This is a genomic window from Amycolatopsis roodepoortensis (genome assembly GCF_014873915.1).
Taxonomy (GTDB): domain Bacteria; phylum Actinomycetota; class Actinomycetes; order Mycobacteriales; family Pseudonocardiaceae; genus Amycolatopsis; species Amycolatopsis roodepoortensis.
Map to the genome: position 1 here is coordinate 1,228,551 of NZ_JADBEJ010000005.1, position 17,196 is coordinate 1,245,746.

Annotated in this window: 18 protein-coding genes; 7 read left to right on the forward strand and 11 right to left on the reverse strand. The window is 70.5% G+C overall.

The window, feature by feature from the left end; translation table 11 throughout:
* Positions 1–62: 62 nt before the first annotated feature.
* Positions 63–1,052: a YeiH family protein gene (locus H4W30_RS25100; RefSeq protein ID WP_192745106.1), complete on the forward strand. Its 990-nt coding sequence runs from the start codon at positions 63–65 to the stop codon at positions 1,050–1,052.
* Here H4W30_RS25100 and H4W30_RS25105 read toward each other — a convergent pair.
* Entirely contained in the window at positions 1,030–2,205 is a 1,176-nt protein-coding gene (locus H4W30_RS25105; RefSeq protein ID WP_192745107.1) for an MFS transporter, read from the reverse strand. The genes H4W30_RS25100 and H4W30_RS25105 overlap by 23 nt on opposite strands.
* A gap of 56 nt (positions 2,206–2,261) precedes the next feature.
* Positions 2,262–3,158, reverse strand: a complete 897-nt coding sequence (locus tag H4W30_RS25110; RefSeq protein ID WP_192745108.1) for a DMT family transporter — start codon at positions 3,156–3,158, stop codon at positions 2,262–2,264.
* Here H4W30_RS25110 and H4W30_RS25115 point away from each other — a divergent pair.
* Together H4W30_RS25115 and H4W30_RS25120 are read left to right on the forward strand one after the other, a co-directional pair.
* Positions 3,157–4,581, forward strand: a complete 1,425-nt coding sequence (locus tag H4W30_RS25115; RefSeq protein ID WP_192745109.1) for an aminotransferase-like domain-containing protein — start codon at positions 3,157–3,159, stop codon at positions 4,579–4,581. The two genes, H4W30_RS25110 and H4W30_RS25115, sit on opposite strands and share 2 nt — an antisense overlap.
* A gap of 37 nt (positions 4,582–4,618) precedes the next feature.
* A complete protein-coding gene (locus H4W30_RS25120) occupies positions 4,619–5,317 on the forward strand; it encodes a Crp/Fnr family transcriptional regulator (RefSeq protein WP_192745110.1) in 699 nt (232 codons plus the stop codon).
* A 105-nt stretch (positions 5,318–5,422) separates the two neighbouring features.
* Here H4W30_RS25120 and H4W30_RS25125 read toward each other — a convergent pair whose 3' ends face one another.
* Positions 5,423–5,881, reverse strand: coding sequence for a hypothetical protein (locus H4W30_RS25125; RefSeq protein ID WP_225949862.1), 459 nt, complete (start codon positions 5,879–5,881; stop codon positions 5,423–5,425).
* A 350-nt stretch (positions 5,882–6,231) separates the two neighbouring features.
* Between H4W30_RS25125 and H4W30_RS44290 the strand changes: the two genes are divergently transcribed.
* Together H4W30_RS44290 and H4W30_RS25130 are read left to right on the forward strand one after the other, a co-directional pair.
* On the forward strand, positions 6,232–6,807 hold the full coding sequence (locus H4W30_RS44290) for a sialidase family protein (RefSeq protein ID WP_318780666.1): 576 nt from the start codon (positions 6,232–6,234) through the stop codon (positions 6,805–6,807).
* 35 nt (positions 6,808–6,842) lie between these two features.
* Positions 6,843–7,751 carry an exo-alpha-sialidase gene (locus H4W30_RS25130; RefSeq protein ID WP_264082869.1) on the forward strand — a complete coding sequence of 303 codons (909 nt, stop codon included), beginning with the start codon at positions 6,843–6,845 and terminating at the stop codon, positions 7,749–7,751.
* A gap of 56 nt (positions 7,752–7,807) precedes the next feature.
* Here H4W30_RS25130 and H4W30_RS25135 read toward each other — a convergent pair whose 3' ends face one another.
* The 5 genes from H4W30_RS25135 to H4W30_RS25155 form a co-directional block, all read right to left on the reverse strand.
* Entirely contained in the window at positions 7,808–9,217 is a 1,410-nt protein-coding gene (locus H4W30_RS25135; protein WP_192745111.1) for a DHA2 family efflux MFS transporter permease subunit, read from the reverse strand.
* Between the two features lie 81 nt (positions 9,218–9,298).
* Complete coding sequence (locus H4W30_RS25140) at positions 9,299–9,766, reverse strand: hypothetical protein (RefSeq protein ID WP_192745112.1); 468 nt, start codon at positions 9,764–9,766, stop codon at positions 9,299–9,301.
* A complete protein-coding gene (locus H4W30_RS25145) occupies positions 9,767–10,036 on the reverse strand; it encodes a DUF1905 domain-containing protein (RefSeq protein WP_034322891.1) in 270 nt (89 codons plus the stop codon).
* A gap of 38 nt (positions 10,037–10,074) precedes the next feature.
* Complete coding sequence (locus H4W30_RS25150; RefSeq protein ID WP_192745113.1) at positions 10,075–10,581, reverse strand: flavodoxin domain-containing protein; 507 nt, start codon at positions 10,579–10,581, stop codon at positions 10,075–10,077.
* Positions 10,582–10,669: 88 nt separating this feature from the next.
* Positions 10,670–11,878: a nitric oxide synthase oxygenase gene (locus H4W30_RS25155; protein WP_192745114.1), complete on the reverse strand. Its 1,209-nt coding sequence runs from the start codon at positions 11,876–11,878 to the stop codon at positions 10,670–10,672.
* Between the two features lie 376 nt (positions 11,879–12,254).
* Here H4W30_RS25155 and H4W30_RS25160 point away from each other — a divergent pair, with 376 nt between their 5' ends.
* Together H4W30_RS25160 and H4W30_RS25165 are read left to right on the forward strand one after the other, a co-directional pair.
* A complete protein-coding gene (locus tag H4W30_RS25160) occupies positions 12,255–13,271 on the forward strand; it encodes a CobW family GTP-binding protein (protein WP_192745115.1) in 1,017 nt (338 codons plus the stop codon).
* A gap of 259 nt (positions 13,272–13,530) precedes the next feature.
* Complete coding sequence (locus tag H4W30_RS25165; RefSeq protein WP_192745116.1) at positions 13,531–13,797, forward strand: hypothetical protein; 267 nt, start codon at positions 13,531–13,533, stop codon at positions 13,795–13,797.
* A 60-nt stretch (positions 13,798–13,857) separates the two neighbouring features.
* Here H4W30_RS25165 and ligD read toward each other — a convergent pair whose 3' ends face one another.
* The 3 genes from ligD to H4W30_RS25180 are packed head-to-tail and all read right to left on the reverse strand — an operon-like array spanning position 13,858 to position 17,133.
* Positions 13,858–14,865, reverse strand: coding sequence for a non-homologous end-joining DNA ligase (gene ligD, locus H4W30_RS25170; protein ID WP_192745117.1), 1,008 nt, complete (start codon positions 14,863–14,865; stop codon positions 13,858–13,860).
* Positions 14,862–15,941 (reverse strand): ATP-dependent DNA ligase, encoded by a 1,080-nt coding sequence (locus H4W30_RS25175; protein ID WP_192745118.1) that lies wholly within the window; start codon positions 15,939–15,941, stop codon positions 14,862–14,864. Before H4W30_RS25175 ends, ligD begins: the two co-directional genes overlap by 4 nt.
* Before the next feature lie 40 nt (positions 15,942–15,981).
* Positions 15,982–17,133: a DUF1015 family protein gene (locus H4W30_RS25180; RefSeq protein WP_192745119.1), complete on the reverse strand. Its 1,152-nt coding sequence runs from the start codon at positions 17,131–17,133 to the stop codon at positions 15,982–15,984.
* Between the last annotated feature and the right edge of the window lie 63 nt (positions 17,134–17,196).

Genomic DNA, 17,196 nt, shown 5'->3' on the forward strand with positions numbered 1-17,196 from the left:
GTATGACCTACCCCTGGTATTCCCGGCTACCGCGGTCGCCCCGGCCGGGCGAGGCTCGAACCATGAGCACCACGCACGCGAGACCGACGAAGCCCTACCTGACCGCCTTCGCGATCACCGGCGCCGGAGTGGCCGCCGCGTACCTGGTCGGCACCGCTTTCCCGGTCATCAGCGCGCTCACCATCGCCGTCGTGCTCGGCATCGTCGCCGGTTCGCTGCCTTCGCTGTCCGAGGGGACCCGGAAGGCCATCGCCGGGATCACCAAGAAGCTGCTTCGCGCCGGTGTCGTGCTGCTCGGTCTTCAACTGTCGCTCCCGGCCGTCCTGGCGCTGGGCCCCGGGACCCTGATCGCCGTCGTGCTCACCGTCGGGATCACGTTCCTCGGCACGATCGGTCTCGGCAGGCTCCTCGGCGTCCCCCGCGGCCTCGGGGTCCTGGTCGCGACCGGGTTCTCGATCTGCGGCGCGTCAGCCATCGCCGCCATGGAAGGCGTCGTGAAACGCGAGGACTCGGACGTCGCGACCGCGGTCGCCCTGGTCACCTTCTACGGCGGGCTCGCCATCGCCGCGGTCCCGCTGATCGGCGGCTGGCTCCGGCTCGACGCGGCGCGGATCGGCGAATGGGCGGGCCTCAGCGTGCACGAGGTCGCGCAGGTCGTCGCCGCGGCCACCCCCGCCGGGAGCGCCGCCATCGCGGTCGCGATCGTGATCAAGCTCAGCCGGGTGGTCCTGCTGGCCCCGATGGTCGCCGCGGTCGGCGTGCACGAGCGGCACCGGCCCGCCGACGGCAAGAGGCCGCCGCTGGTCCCGCTGTTCGTCCTCGGCTTCCTGGCCATGGCCGCCCTGCGCAGCACCGGCATCGTGCCGGGTTTCGCGCTCGACGTCGCCAAGGTCGCCTGCACCCTGCTGCTGGCCGGGGCGCTGTTCGGACTGGGCTGCGCGGTCCGGATCGGCAAACTCGTCCGCACCGGAGGCCGCGCCCTGTTGCTCGGTCTGCTCTCCACGCTGTTGGTCGGCACCACCGCGCTGGTCACACTGACCGTGCTCGGCTGAGGACGGCGGCCGCGAGCAGCGCGACCACGCCTCCGGTGACCATCACGGCCGGGACGGAGACGGTGTCGACGACCAGCCCGCCGAGCAACGCGCCCGCCGAAAGGGTCGCCTGGAACGACGAGGTGAACAGCACCGACGCCGCTTCGGGGGCCTGCGGAGCCGCCTTCGCGAACCACGTTCCCGAACAGACGGGGACGGCGCCGTAGGCGAAACCCCAGACCACCAGCAGCGCGAGCGCGCCCGCTTTCGTGTCGCCGAGGAACGGCAACGCGCACGTCACGGCGCCGATCAGACCCGCCGCGGCGAGGAACGTCAGGCGGAGGTCGCGGGCGATCGCCGCGCCCGCGACGAAGTTGCCGGCGATCCCGGCGGTGCCGTAGACGAACAGGAAGACGGTGATCAGCTCCGGGCTCACCTGCGTCACCTGGCGCAGGAGCGGCGTGACGTAGGTGTAGGTCCCGAAATGGGCGAGCACGACCAGCACCGTGACGAGCAGGCCGAGCCGGGTCGCCCGCTCGCGGGTCATCCCGCGCAGGACACCGAGCCGGGTCGCGTCCGCCGACGGCAGTGGAGGCAGCGCCAGCGCCAGCGCGCCGAGAACGCCGACCGTGAAGACCGCCATCACGGCGAAAGCCGCCCGCCAGCCGAAGAGTTCGCCGAGGAACGTTCCCGCCGGCACCCCGAGAACCGAGCCGAGCGGGACGGCGGAGAAGATCACCGCGGTCGCCCTGCCCGCGTGCCGGGGGCCGACGAGCCGCTCGGCGAGGCCGGAACCGATCGCCCAGAAGGCGCCGATCACCAACCCGACCAGGACTCGCGAGGCCAGCATCGCCCAGTACGCCGGCGCGGTCGCTGCGAGGATGTCGGCCAAGGCCAGCACCACCATCAGCGCGCACAGCAGGATCCGGCGGTCGAGCCGTCCGGCAGCGACGGTGACGGCCGGGGCCGCGAGCGCGGCGAGGAAGCCCGGCAGGGTCATGGTCAGGCCCGCCGTCCCCGGCGTGATCCGGAAGTCCTCACCGATCGGGGTCAGGAGGCCGATCGGCAGGATCTCCGTGGTGACGAGGGAAAAGATCCCGAGCGTCACCGCGAGGACGGCGAGCCATCCCTTCAGCGGGGTCCGCGCGGAGGTGTCGAGGGTCGAAGCGGTCATGTGCTTCAGCCCATCACCACGCGGGCACCGCGGTCTGGCGGATTCGCGACGTTGATCTAGCTACGGGACCGTTGGGTCACGACGATGCAGGCGACGACGATCAGCGCGGTCACCGGCGCGGCGGCCGGGAGGTGCTCGCCCAGCAGCAGGACCGCCCAGACCAGGGTGAGCAGCGGCTGGGCGAGCTGCAACTGGCTCGCCCGCGCGACCCCTATCTCGGCCATGCCCCGGTACCACGCGAAAAACCCGCCGAACTGCGAAATGAGCGCGACGTACAGCAGGCCGACGATCCCCTCGCCGGTGATGTGCAGCGGTTCGGTCGCGAGTCCGAAGACGGCGAACGCGCCCGTGATCGGCAGCGCCATCACCAGCGCCCACGCGATCACGTGCCAGCCGGCCATCTCCCTGGCGAGCCTGCCGCCCTCGGCGTACCCGAACGCGCACAGCACCAGCGCGCCGAACAGGAACAGGTCCGCTGTGGACAGTCCGCCGCCGCTCTGCGCGACGGTGAACACGACGACGGCGCTCGCACCGACCGCCGCGGCCAGCCAGAACCGGCGGGACGGCCGGTTCCCGGTCAGCTTCGAGGAGATGACGGCGGTGGCCAGCGGCAGCAGCCCGATCACCACCGCGGAATGCGCGGTCGACGACGTCGTCAGCGCGAGCGTGGTGAGGATCGGGAACGCGAGGACACAGCCGAGGGAGACCACGGCCAGGCCACGCCACTGGTCGCGCCTCGGCAGCGGGACCCGGAAGACGCGAAGACAGGTGCCGGCGACCAGCGCGGCCAGGACGCTGCGCAGCCCGGTGGCGGTCCACGGGTCGAAACCCTTGAGCGCCCACACGGTGGCGGGGAACGTGAACGAGAAGGCGAGGACACCCAGCGCCGCCAGCGCGGTCCCGGAGCGGACCGCTACTGCCCGGTCCGCGATAGCGCTATCATCCAGTCTCATGTCCGATGGTAGCAGCGTCACCAGCCTGGTCATACAGCTGCGGTCCACTTTGGAGCGCTATCCGGTAGACGGAAAGCTCCCGTCCAGCCGGGAGCTGGTCCGGGAGCTGAAGGTGAGCCCGGTGACGGTGTCGCGCGCCATCGCCGCGCTGGCCGCCGAAGGACTGGTGATCACCCGGCCCGGTGCCGGTGTCTTCCGCGCCCCGCCGCCCCGCGAGGTGGCGGTGACCGGCGACGTGTCGTGGCAGGAGGTGGCGCTGAGCTCGCAGTCCGGCACCCGCGCGATCGACGCGAGCGGCGTGCTCACCGCGCTGAGCGACCCTCCGTCGGGCGTCATCGACCTCAACGGCGGCTACACGCATCCGAGCCTCCAGCCGGAACGCGAACTCGCCGCGGCGTCGGCCCGTGCCGGACGCCGTCCCGGCGCGTGGACCCGGCCGCCGATCTGCGGCCTGCCCGAACTGCGGGCCTGGTTCGCCCGCGACATCGGCAGTCCGGTGAACGTCGAGAACGTGCTGGTCACCTCCGGCGGGCAGAGCGCGCTGACCACGGCGTTGCGCGCGCTCGGCGCTCCCGGCGCGCCGGTTCTGGTGGAATCCCCGACGTATCCGGGGATGCTCGCCATCGCACGGGCGTCGGGGCTACGGCCGGTCCCGGTGCCGATCGACCGCGACGGCGTCCGGCCCGAACTGCTCGCGGACGCCTTCCGCGACACCGGCGCCCGCCTGTTCGTCTGCCAGCCCGCGTTCCAGAACCCGACCGGCGCGGTGCTGTGCGCCGAACGCCGCGCCGAGGTCCTGCGGATCGCCCGTGACGCGGGCGCTTTCGTCATCGAGGACGATTTCGCCCGGCTGATGGCGCATCCCGGCAGCCCGGCTCCCCCGCCGCCGCTCGTGGCCGACGACCCCGACGGCGTCGTGGTGCACATCCGCTCGCTCACGAAACCGGCGTCACCGAGCCTGCGGATCAGCGCGCTGGCCGCCCGCGGTCCGGCTCTGGAGCGCCTGCGCGGGCTTCATGCCGTCGAGAGCTTCTTCGTCCCGCGCCCACTGCAGGAGACCGCGCTCGAACTGGTGAGTTCTCCCGCGTGGGGCCGCCACCTGCGAACCCTCGCGGCCTCGTTGCGGGAACGCCGCGACGTCGCCGTCTCGGCGCTGCGGGAGTTCCTGCCTTCCTGGACGGCCGTGCCGGTCCCGACCGGGGGTTACCACCTGTGGCAGCCGCTCCCCGGTTTCGTCGACGAAGTAGCGCTGACCAGCGCCGCTTTCCGCGCCGGAGTAGCGGTCACCCCCGGCAGGATGTACTTCGCGGCCGAGGCTCCGGGACCTTATCTGCGCCTGAGCTACGTCAGCGCCGCGACCGGCGCGCAGCTACGCGAGGGCGTCCAGCGCCTTTCCCAGGCGTACCAGGAGATCCCCGGCTGACGTCTCGTACGATCGCGCACGGAGGCGACGAAAAGGCATGACACAGCCGGCGGCGGCGCCGCACGATCCACCCGGCAGGCTCTGGGAACTGCTCGACGACGGCCAGCGCAAGGCGCTGCGTGCCGCGGCCGAACTGCGCCGGTACCCGGCGGGCACGGTGATCATCCGCGAGGGTGACCGGTCGGACTGGGTGCTGATCCTGATGACCGGACGAGTCAAGATCACCTCGGTGTCCACCGGCGGCTACGACGCCGTGCTGGCCGTCCGGGATCCGGGCGACATCATCGGCGAGATGGCGTCGATGGACGGCAGCCTGCGCTCGGCCACGGCGATCGCCGTCGAGCCGGTCACCGGCCTGTGGCTGTCCTCGCGCGCGTTCAACGCCGTGCTCCGCGAGCATCCCGGCATCTCCGTGGTCCTGCTCCGGATCATCACCTCACGGCTGCGCTACGCGAACTCGCGCCGCACCGAATTCGGGGACAGCACCGCCGCCGAACGCATCGCCGCGATCCTGGTCGACCTGGCCGAGCGGTACGGCGTGCCCGTCGCCGACGGCACCCTGATCGCCCTGCGGATCAGCCAGCGCGACCTGGCCGGGCTCGCGTCCGCGTCGCGGGAAGCCGTCGCGCGGACCCTGCGGACCCTGCGTGCCGACGGGCTGCTCAGCACCGGCCGCCAGCGGCTCGTCGTGCGGAGCGTGAACGACCTCAGGCAGCTGGCACCCGACGACCGCTGAGCCGCCATGGCAGGCCGAAATGCCGTGCCACGCGCGCTCCGGTGGCCAGGAACAGTTTCCGCACGCGCGGCTCGTTCTCCGGATCGAAGTCCGGTGTGGACTCGATCAGCGTCGCGAGTCCGCGGACGAGCTCGGCCGCGGCCTAGCGAGTCCGCGGACGAGCTCGGCCGCGGCCTTCCCCGGCACCAGCAGCACCCGCACCGGCGCGAGGCTGCGCACCGCGGGCGGTGGCGCGATGAGGTCGACCCGGGTACGGACCAGGCCGGTCAGCCTCAGCAGCCGGAGAACGGCACCCGTCACCACCCAGGCCACCAGTTCCGCCACGAGCACGGGCGACAGGACCAGCGCCACCCCGGCGGCCTGCCCGACGGCGATCCCCAGCATCAGCCACTCCCCGACGTCCAGGCGCTCTTCCCGCGTGGACCGGCCGCGGTGCCGGGTGAACGACACCTCGCGGTAGCGCTCGCTTTCGGTGACGATCGCGAGCGGGCGGATCCGGCGCAGCCAGGGCGCGAACCGGCGCACGATCAGCCACTCCCCGCCTTCGGCATCGGTCACTCGCATCGCGTTCCCCCTCGTCGGTGTGCAGTGCTCCGACGAAGCGCCGGCCGATGCCGTTCCCATCGGCCGGCAACCGCCGGTGGGTCCCGCCCCTGGCCGGACCCACCGGCGCCACGACGCGAACCGGTGATCGGCCGCCCCTCACCCTCTCCGGATCGATCACCGTCATCGGCCCTCCCTCCGATCTCGCGCCGTGTCCGGCGGGAACGAGCCTGGCAGGGATCACCGCGTCGTTCTGTGTCACCTGACACAAAGCGCGAAACCGGGTTGTACGCGGCTTGTACGACGGCTGTACGAGCCGGAAGGACTCTGATGCCCCGTCACCTGAACCGAATCCAGGACGGAGTCATCCCGTGAAGATCTCCCGCGTCGCACAGGGCCTGTTCGCGGCCCTCGTCGCCACCGCGGCGGTCGGCGCAGCCCCGGCCACCTCCCTCGCCGCGCCGGCCACCGGCGACCAGTTCTCGGCCGCCGCGGTCGGGAACACGTTGGTGTACAAAGAGAAAACAGAAGGTTATGACTGTTTCAGAATCCCCGCCATCGTCAAGGCGAACAACGGCGAACTGCTCGCGTTCGCCGAAGGCCGCAACGGCGGAGCCAGCTTCTGCAACGACCGCGGCGACATCGACCTCGTCGTGAAACGCTCCGCCGACAACGGCAAGACCTGGAGCGCCCCGAAGGTCGTCATCGAAGGTTTCGGTGACACCAAAGGAAACCCGACGCCGATCGTGATCCCGTCCACCGGGCGGATCGTGCTGCTCTCGGTGATGGAATGCGTGAAGAACCCCGACTGCAACCGGATTCCGCGGGTCTCGATCAGCGACGACCACGGCAAGACCTGGACCGCGCCGAAGGTGCTGACCACGCAACTCGGGTTCAGCTCCGCGCCCGGCTGGCTCGCGACAGGGCCTCGCACGGCATCGTGCTGACCCGCGGCGCGCACGCGGGCCGCATCGTCGCCGGGATGAGTTACACCATGGACGGCAAGAACAGCGGCGCGCTCATCTACAGCGACGACCAGGGTGTCACCTGGAAGCGCGGCGCCACCGACACCCCGGCCGCGTCGGCCGAGCTGAACCCGCAGGAGATCAGCGTCACCGAGCTGCTCGACGGCCGGGTCTACGCCGCCGCGCGCAACCAGGCCAACAACGACAACAAGTGTCTCAGCGGTGGCGCCAAGAACCGTGCCTACGCCATCAGCTCCGACGGCGGGGCGAGCTTCTCCACCAAGTTCACCTTCGAGGAGGACCTGATCACCCCGGTGGTGCAGGCTTCGACCGCGCGGATGACCGCGACCGACAAGGCGGGCAAGTACAACCGGATCCTGTTCGCCGCGCCGTCGGTCTGCGACCGCCGCAAGGAACTCGTCGTGCGGTCGTCGTTCGACGAGGGCGCGAACTGGCAGGGCAACTCCGCCGGAACGCTGGTGTGGAGCGGTGACGCCGCGTACTCCGACATGGTCCAGCTGTCCTCGGGTTCGGTCGGCGTGCTGTACGAGGCGGGGCCCGCGGGGAACGCCAACGAGACCATCCGCTTCTCGACCGTCACCGAGACGACCCTCGGTGCCCCGGTGTGCGGCGGCGGATACGGCGTGATCGACTCGGCCCCGCTCGGCACGGCGGGCACGGTTTACCTGTCCTACAACGCTTCCAACGGGCAGAACTGCGTCAGCACGATGAAGAGCGCGTCCGCGGGCACCGCGACCGCGACGTCGGCCTACCTCGAGGTTTCGGGGTCGTCCCGGATCACCGATTCCGGGTCGTTCTCGTGGTTCGCCGGCCCGGTGAAGGCGGCCGCGGCGGGCAAATGCGTGAAGTGGGGCGGTTCCGCGGGCGGGACGTCGTACAACAGCCCGTCAGAGCACTGCGGCTGACCCCTGGGTCTCGTGAGTGGTAAGGACGGTTCTTACCGTCTTTACCACTCACGAGGTCACCTGCGGCGCGTCACCCACCAGAGCCGCGCGCCCAGCACCGCGGCGACCGCGGCCGAGGCGGTGAGCCACCAGAACGTCGCCCGGAACGCCGAGTCCGCGCCGGCGGGCAACAGGTTCGCCAGTACGACGGCGAACAGGGCCGTCCCGGCCGCACCGCCGACGCGGCTGACGATGTTGATCTGCGCGGCCGCGTCGGGCAGCTGCTCCTTGGTGACGGCCGCGTACCCGGCCGTCGTCGCGGGCATCAGGAGGAACGCGACGGCGATTCCCCTGGCCAGCAACAGGATCTGCACGACGACGCCGTCCGGCGGGAACCCGCCGATGGCGAAGGGAACGGTGGTGGCGAGCGTCGCGACACTCCCCCAGGCGGCGACCAGGCCCGCGCCGTAGCGGTCGGTGAGCTTGCCGGAAAGCGGCAACGCGATCGCCGTACCGACTCCGAGCCCCATCAGCAGCAGCCCCGTCTCGACGACCCCGCTCCCGCCCAGCACCTGGAAGTACAGCGGCAGCAGGAAAAGCGCGCCGAACAACGCGGGCGCGGCGAAGAAGGACAACACGACCGCCGAGGTGTAGACGCGGCTCCGGAGCAGCGTCAGATCCATGACGGGGTTCTCCCGGCCCCACGACCGCCGGACGAACAGCGCGAGCAGCACGACGCCCGCGACGAGCGGCACCAGCACCCCGGCACCGAACTCTTCACCGCCTTCACCCCAGGTGGTGAGCCCGTACAACAAGGCCGGGATTCCCGCGCTCACCAGGACGAAACCGAACCAGTCCGGCCGGGTCACCGCGCCCTTCTCGCCACGGGGCACCAAGCGCAGCCCGAGTACCAGCGCGATCACGCCGACCGGGATGTTGATCAGGAACAGCCACTCCCACGAGAGACCGCGCAGCAGGACGCCGCCGAGAACCGGGCCGAACGTCGGGCCGACGCTCATCACGATGCCCAGTGTCCCCATGACGCGGCCGAGCCGGGCCGGCCCGACCGCCTGGCCGAGCACCGTCTGCCCGGCGGGCAGGAGCAGCCCGGCGGCGAGGCCCTGCAGCACCCGCAACCCGATCAACCAGCCCACGTTCCCGGCGAGCGCGCACAGCACCGATGCCACGGTGAACGCCGCCAGCGAGGCCAGCCAGACCCGGCCGGCGCCGAACCGGCGGCTGAGCCAGCCGCACAACGGCAGCGCGACCGCCAGCGCAACCAGGTACGCGGTGAAAACCCATTGCACGGAAGCGATTCCGGCGCCGAGTTCACGGGTGAGCGTCTCGGCGCCGACCGCGAGGACCGTGGTGTCCAGCATGGTCATGAACGCGCCGAGCACGATCACCCAGGCCATCCGCCAGGCCTCGGCCGGCACCTTGTCCGGCAGCGGGACCGCGTTCGCCCGCCGTTCCAGCGAAACAGCCATCGGAGTGTTCTCCTCACGTGCCCCAGGGATCTTGACCTGGCTCACGCTAAGACCTCGACTTAACTCAAGGTCAAGCGAAGATCACTTCGGCGGACGCTGCCGAGGGGAAAGCTTGGTGAGCGCCAATTCCTCCAGCCTGCTCGAGATCTCCGCGATCCCGGCGTCGAACCGGTCCAGGTCCACGCCGTCGGCGGCGAGGTCTTCGCGGACGTGCTTCTCCACCTTCGCCCAGTCGTTGCGGTACCGGGTGGCGAGTTCCTTCCAAGGCACACCGGCCAGCCCGGCGACGAGGCCGCTGTCGTAGGCGAGCACGCCGCGCTCCATCAGGTACGCGATACCCGGGTACCCGAGATAGCCCTGCCAGTAGGACCCGTTGTCGTTGGCCGTGATCGACCCGGCCGCCGGATCATGGCGGACGTCGTAGATCTTGGCCTTGTCCGACGACGCGACCCGCGCGGTGTCGCCGTCGACCTCGACCCGCCCGTCGGCGATCGCGCCGAGTGCCTCGTAGATCTTGATGACCGGGGACGGCTTCCAGCCCGCGGCCACTCAGCCCTCCAGCCGTTCGAGCAGGACGACCTCCACCGTGTCCCCCTCCTCCTTGCCGATCGCCTTGCGCACGTCGGCCTTCACCGGGAGCTTGTGGGTGCCGTCGCCCAGCGCCATGAACGAACTCCGGAACGGGTGCCCGTCGACGGTGCCGCGGACCTTCACCAGCCCCTTGGTGCCGAAGAACTCGGCGGAGCCGGGCATGACCACATACGTCCAGCCGCCCTTCTCCGGGCTCTTGACCAGCGTCGCAGTGAACCGTTTGTCCATGGGGGCACCTTACGGCAGGGCACCGACAAAACGGCCTTTCAGAGTGCGACGCGGATCCGCACGCGACGGCCGACGTCGCGGGCCCAGGCCCGGATCGACGGCCAGTCCCGGAAGTCGCCCGCCCACGGGCCCGCGGCCATGATCTTCCAGAACAGGCCGCTCGCAGTGGCCGGGGTGAGCCTGCCGCCGAAGGTGGCCGTGCGCTCGGCGTCGATCCTCGCGGCCAGCAGGGCGACCCCCGCCGGGAGACTCACCCGTTTGCCCGCGGCGAGCGGCCCGCACGGCCCGCTGTGGAACAACCAGACCGGCCGGCTCCGGAGCGCTTCCTCGTGCTCGGTGAGCAGGCGCACCGCCTCCGGGCGCCAGCGCCGGTGGTACAGCGCGCTTCCGACGATCACCGCGCTGTACGGCTCGACGTCTTCGACCTCGGCCGCGTCCAGCAGATCGGCCGTCAGCCCGCTTTCCCGCAGCTCGGCGGCGATCACCTCGGCGATCTCCCTTGTCCCACCGGTTTTGCCGGCATGGGCGACGAGCACAGCGGTCATGCCGCCATTGTCCGCGTGGCCGCCGGCCGCGCCACCGGCCGGCCCATCGACACGCCGCATTCGGCTCACCTCTTCACCCGTCGGAGCGCTACCCGGGAGGCAGGAACGCCGGTCTCGCCGCCGGATCGGGTTCGTCGTAGTAACGGTGGAACACGGCGGTCTGCCCGCCGGACAGCGGCGGGACTATCCAGCTCCATTCGGCCTGGCAACGGCGTCCCGCGCGCTCCTCCTTGGCGATATGCGTGAGGAACCGCCGCGATTCGGTGTGGTGGTCGGCGACGGTCACGCCCGCCGCGTCGAAGGAGTGCTGGACGGCCAGCGTCAGTTCGACGAGGGCGCGGTCGCGCCACAGGGTGCGTTCCGACTTCGTCGACAGGCCCATCAGGTCCGCGATCACCGGCAGCAGGTCGTAGCGGTCGGTATCGGCCAGGTTGCGCGCGCCGATCTCGGTGCCGAGATACCAGCCGTTGAACGGTGCCGCCGGATAGGTGATCCCGCCGACGACCAGCCGCATGTCGCTGATCGCCGGTACCGCGTGCCAGCGCAGCCCGAGCCCGGCGAACCAGCGGTGGTCGGGATGCGACAACGGGACCTCCAGCACGGCGTCCGGCGGCAGCCGGAAGAGGCGCCGCTCTCCCGGTTCCGATTCGATGAGCAGCGGGAGGACGTCGAAGGATCCCTTGCGCTCGGGCGGGCGCCAGCCGTGCGCCTGGACGGTCTCGGTGAAGCAGGCATAGCGGGGATCGCCCAGCACCGAGCCGTCGCTCAGCCGGTACCCGGCATACCGGACGAGCTGGTCGTTGTGGATCTTCGGGCCGGGCCCGGCCGGGCCGTCCGGCGCGAACACGGTGATGGTCGGGCGGATCCGGCCGCCCCGGGTCGCCTCCCGCAAATGGGTGACGCACTCCTCGGCGATGGCGGCGGCTCCGACGACGTCGCGGCGGTCCCGCACCCTCAGCCCTTGCCAGTACAGCCTGCCGATGCACCGGGCGGAGTTCCGCCAGGCCACCCGCGCGCCGAACTCGATCTCGGCCGTCGTGTGCCGGTACGTGCCGGTGTCACCGATCTCGGCGCGGACCCGGTCGAGCCGCTCGCGCAGTCGCGCCGGCCCAGCGTCCGTTTCGGCGTGGAAGAGCCGGAGGAAGTCCTCCGCCTCGGCGACGTCCACGCTCCGTTCCCGCGGCGCCACCTCAGGAGGCAGGCGAGGGATATCCGTCACCCGCATGGAGGCCGTCGCCACCTCGGCTTCCCACTCTCCGAATTCGACGCCGGCACCGGCGGCGGGAACGATCACCATTCCTCCTGCACTCGGAAATGCCCGGAGAGATCATGCCTGATCGGCGAGACGGCCGGGTCCGGACCAGACGAAAGACGATACCCCACGAAAAGACCGCCACGATCCTCCAAATGGCAGAAGCTTCGCCCGTCGTGACATTTACCCAGCTAGAACACTTGCGGACGACAATATTTGGAATTGCGTAAGACTTCGCGGGATATTCACCGAAATGGCCCGCGCGAAATGATCAAATCCGGCCAAGATCACTTTATGATCGTCGTTAATCACTCTTTCGAGCGTATTCGACGGCGAGCCCTTCTGTTCTTTCCCCGTGCCGGTGTATTGGCCCGCTCCGGCCGTCGCTAGAGTGCGGAGAGCGCCGACGGAAAGGAAAATCGTGGTCGACAGGCGGATTCCGGTCATCCTGGTCGCGGGCTTCCTCGGCTCCGGCAAGACCACCCTGCTCAACCACCTGCTGGCCAACCGGCAGGGCGCGCGGATCGGGGTGGTGGTCAACGACTTCGGCAGCATCGCGGTCGACGCGATGGCCGTCTCCGGCCAGGTCGACACCATGATGTCGTTCGGCAACGGCTGCCTGTGCTGCGCCGTCGACGCGAGCGGGCTCGACGCCATGCTCGCGAAGCTCTCCGAGGCCGAGGCCGGCATCGACGTCATCGTGATCGAAGCCAGCGGACTCGCCGAACCGCGTGACCTCATCCGCCTGATGATCGCCAGCGAGAACCCCGCCATCGCCTACGGCGGCCTGGTCGAACTCGTCGACGCCGCCGAGTTCGAGACGACCAGGAAGCGGCACCCGGAGCTGGACGAGCACCTCGGGTTCGCCGACCTGGTCGTGCTCAACAAGATCGACCGGGCCGACGAGGACTCCCTTGCCAAACTGCGCGGCACGATCGACGAGATCGCGCCCGGCACGCCGGTGATCGCGACCTCCCACGGCCGGATCGACCCCACCCTCTTCTTCGACGCCCGGCCGCGTGAACGGGTGGGCCAGCTGTCGTTCGACGACCTCCGCGAGGAGGAGCACGACCACGAGCACCACTTCCACACCGCGTACGACAGCGTCTCCTTCACCACGGAACGGCCGCTGGACCCGCGACGGCTGATGGACTTCCTCGAACAGCGCCCCGGCGGGCTCTACCGGATCAAGGGTTTCCTCGACTTCGGCCCGAACGGCCCGCGGTCCCGGTTCGGCCTGCACACCGTCGGCTCCTTCATCCAGCTGGAGCGCTCGGCGTGGCCCGCCGGCCAGCCGCGCCGGAGCGAACTGGTGCTGATCGGTTCGGGGATCGACACCGAGGCCGTCACCGCGCGTCTCGAGGAATGCGTCGCGGACGATCCCGACGTCGTCGACGACCGGGCCATGCTGCGCGTGCTGCGGTTCATCCAGGACTGACACTCCGACGTCCGCGCCCGATCTCGCGTGTCCAGAGGCGTAACTCGCGTGATCGAAGGCGTAACTCGCGTGTTTGGCGGCGTAACTCAGCCCCGGGGCAAGTTACGCCTCCAAGCACGCGAGTTACGCCTCCAAACACGCGAGTTACGCTCCCGGACACGCCGAAAGGCGGAAATACCGGGAATCGCGGCGTGTCTCGCCGACACTGGCGTGCGGAAGGAATCTCGAGCTGGACCACCTGTATCGGGAGGACAGTTCCATGACGAACACCGCCGGACGCTGGTACCTGGTCGGCGCGCTGCCGGAGGACTCCCCCGCCGCGCATCTGATGACCCGCTCCGAAGACCTCCGCTACCGGCGTTCCGCCTGCGGGGACAAGGAAGCCCGGCTGTGGACGCCGGTGGATCTCACCACCACCGACGTCGCCCCGTGCCCCCGCTGCGCCGCGACCCTCCCCGGCCACCGGTCCACCCGCAAGGCCGAACCCGCCGCGAACACGCAACTCGCCTTCGACCTGCCGCTCTGACTCCCCGCATTTAGTCCTCTGAATGCGGTACTTGCACGCGCAAGGACCGCATTCCGAGGATTAAACGCTGTCTTTCTTCGCCCGGCTCGGCGCGACCCGGGGCGGCTCGTTCGGCATCTTCGGGTAGACGGGCGGCCATGGCGCGTCCATCAGTCCGTTCGCCATGTCCTTTCTGGACATTTCGAGCAACGGCTCGATCGACTGGGGTTCCGTTCCCGCCCAAGGGTCTCCGCGTTCGGCGAGCAGAGCGGGCACAGTGGACAGGGTGAGCTTGTCCGGCTCGACGGTCTCCAGTTCGTCCCAGGAGATCGGCGTCGAAACCTGCCCGCCGACCCGCGGCCGCACGCACCACGCGCCGAACACCGTCTTGTGCGGCGCGTTCTGGTTGAAGTCGACGAACACCCGGGAGCCGCGTTCCTCTTTCCACCACTGCGCCGTCATCTCCTCCGGGTGACGGCGTTCGAGCTCGCGGGCGAGCGCGACGGCGGCCGCGCGGACCTCATAGCCGTCCCACCTCGGTTCCAGCGGCACGTAGAGGTGCAGACCGCGCGAGCCCGAGGTCTTCAGCTGCGCGGTGATGCCCAGCTCGTCGAGCAACGCCTTCGCCAGGACGGCGCCGTGCCGCAACTCGGGGAACCCGATCCCGGGCGACGGGTCGAGGTCGATGCGGAGCTGGTCGCTGATTTCCAGCGCGTCGGCCCTGTTCGGCCAGACGTGGAACCCGAGGCAGCCCTGGTTCACCGCCCAGATGATGTGCGCGAGGTCCTTCGCCACGAGCGCGTCCGAAGTGGTCCCGTTCGGGGTGGACACCACCGTCGTGGTCAGCCAGGCGGGCGCGTTCTTCGGGACCCGTTTCTGGAACCAGGACTTCCCGCCCGCGCCGTCGGGATAGCGTTCCAGCAGCAGGGGCCTGCCGCCGAGCTGTGCCAGCAGCGGCACCGAGACGGCGCGGTAGTACTCGACGAGGTCCAATTTGGTCTCGCCGTTCTCCGGGAAGTAGACCTTGCCCGGATTGGACACCGTGAACTCGACGCCGTCGAGGTCCAGCGTGACCGGCTCTGCCTTCATGTCTCCCCCAGCTCGGTGAACAAGGTGGCCAGCTCGGCGGGCGGAACCTCTTCGAGCTGCGCGTACGTGCACGAGGCCGGTTCGCGGTCGGGGCGGAAGCGGACGAGCCTCCCGCCGTGCCGGAACCTCGTGCCCTCGACGTGTTCATAGCGGACTTCGGCGACCCATTCGATGCGGAGCGGCTCCCAGCTCAGGTCCTTCTTCGGCGCCCACCGGCTCCCCGCGCCCGGCATGCGGCCGCCCGCCTCCTCGTGGGTCTCGGCCCACTCGCGCCACGGATGGTTCTCCAGCGCGTTCTCCCGCAGCGGCGCGAGCTCGTCCACCAGCTCACGACGCCTGGCGGCGGTGAAGCTGCTGGCCACGCCCACACTGTGCAGGACGCCTTCGTCGTTGTAGAGCCCGAGCAGCAGCGACCCGACGCCGACGCCGTCCTTATGCCACCGGAACCCGGCGACGACGCAGTCCGCCGTCCGCTGGTGCTTGACCTTCCACATCACCCGCTTGTCCTGTTCGTACGGCGCGTCGGCCGGTTTGGCCATCACGCCGTCGAAACCCGCGCCCTCGAACCGGGTGAACCAGTCCTGGGCGACGTCGGGATCCTCGGACAGCGGAGTGAGGTGGACCCGGGCGAGCTTCGTGTCGACGACGCCTTCGAGCAGCTTCCGCCGCTCCGCGAACGGTTCGGGCGTCAGATCCCGGTCGTCCAGCGCGAGCAGGTCGAACACCACGAAACTGGCGGGCGTCTCGGCCGCCAGCTTGTTCACCCGGGACGCCGCCGGATGCAGTCGCAGCTGGAGCGTCTCGAAGTCGAGCCCGCCCTCGGTGACCAGCACGATCTCGCCGTCGACGACACAACGCTCGGGCAGCGCGTCCTTCAGCAGCTCGACCAGCTCGGGGAAGTACCTCGTGAGCGGCCTGTCGTTCCGCGAGCCCAGCACGACCTCGTCGCCGTCGCGGAAGACCACGCAACGGAAGCCGTCCCACTTCGGCTCGTACAGCAGCCCCGGCGTGCGCGGCAGTTCGTGCACGGCCTTGGCCAGCATCGGCTTGACGGGTGGCATCACGGGCAGTTCCACGAGGCCGATCCTAGGCCGCGTCACCGACAAAAGCGCGGGATCACAGTTCGGCCAGGAGGAGCCCGCTCCGCGGTTTCGGCGTGAAATACGTGGCCTTCCTCGGCATCCGCGATCCGGCCGCGTGCACGGCGAGTACCTCCGCGTACGGAACCGGAGCAAGCAGGAATACGGCGTCCGCGTCTTCGGGCACCGGCGCGCCCGGCAGCAGGGGGTGCACGTTCGGCCCTTCCGGATCGACGCCGAGCGCCCCGCGAAGCAGCTCCTGCTCCACCACGGCGTGGTCACCGCCCGCCTTGCCGAGCGTCACCCGGACCGCCGACCCGCCCGCCAGCACGGTCACCTCGCCCGGTTCGGCGGGCGGCCCCGGCGGACCGGGATGGACGTCGAATCCCGCCTCCGTCCATCGCCGGACCAGGGTGGCCTGGTCGAGACCGGTGCCGGCGAGCACCCGGTGGATGGGCCCGATCCGCAGCCCCGGCCCGCCGGTGACCAGCGCGAGCAACGCGCCGCGCCCCGAAGCCGCGGCGGCCGCGACCCGGTGGTTGCCGTCCGCGACCAGGAGATCCAGGCCGTCCAGGGCCGACAGCAGTTCGTCCTGGGCCTGCCCGGGACCGGCGAGCCACAGTTCGTGCTTGCGCCCCGGGCCGTCCACTGTGGACAGGCTCGGCACCTGTCCCCGGCAGATCCGTTCGATCAGCGCGGTCAGCTCCCGGCCACCGGTCGCGGGGACGAGCATCGCGGCGCTCGTCGCGACACCGAGCCCGGCCAGCATCGCCGCCCGCTCGGCGACGACGTCCGGATAGACGTCCTCGGTGTGCCGAACCCGGGTCACCCCGTCGTCGCGGACCGCGGCCGGATCGACCAGGCACAGCACACCCAGCGCGACTCCGTCCGGCCCGTCGATGCGATAGGGCGCGACGACGTCGGCGACCGGCCGGTAGTGCCGCTCCCGGATTCGCTCGAATGTGGCCCTGGCCTGCGGTAACGCCGCTTCGATCGAGAGGCGGCCCGCCAGCGCGGCCGGCGTCCTCGCCGGATGCTGGACCGCCAGCAGGCTGTCGCCGTGCGCCCCGGCGAGCGCGGCCTCGACCCGGCCCGGGTCGGCGAACTCGTCGACGTCCGGCCCCGGGACGCTGTCGCGGACGGCCCAGCCACGGCCGATCGGGCGGATCCAGGTGCTCATCCGATCCATTTTGCGGGATAGCTCACGGAAAAAATCGGTCCCATGACCGGGTGTCTCCATGGAATGCTTACC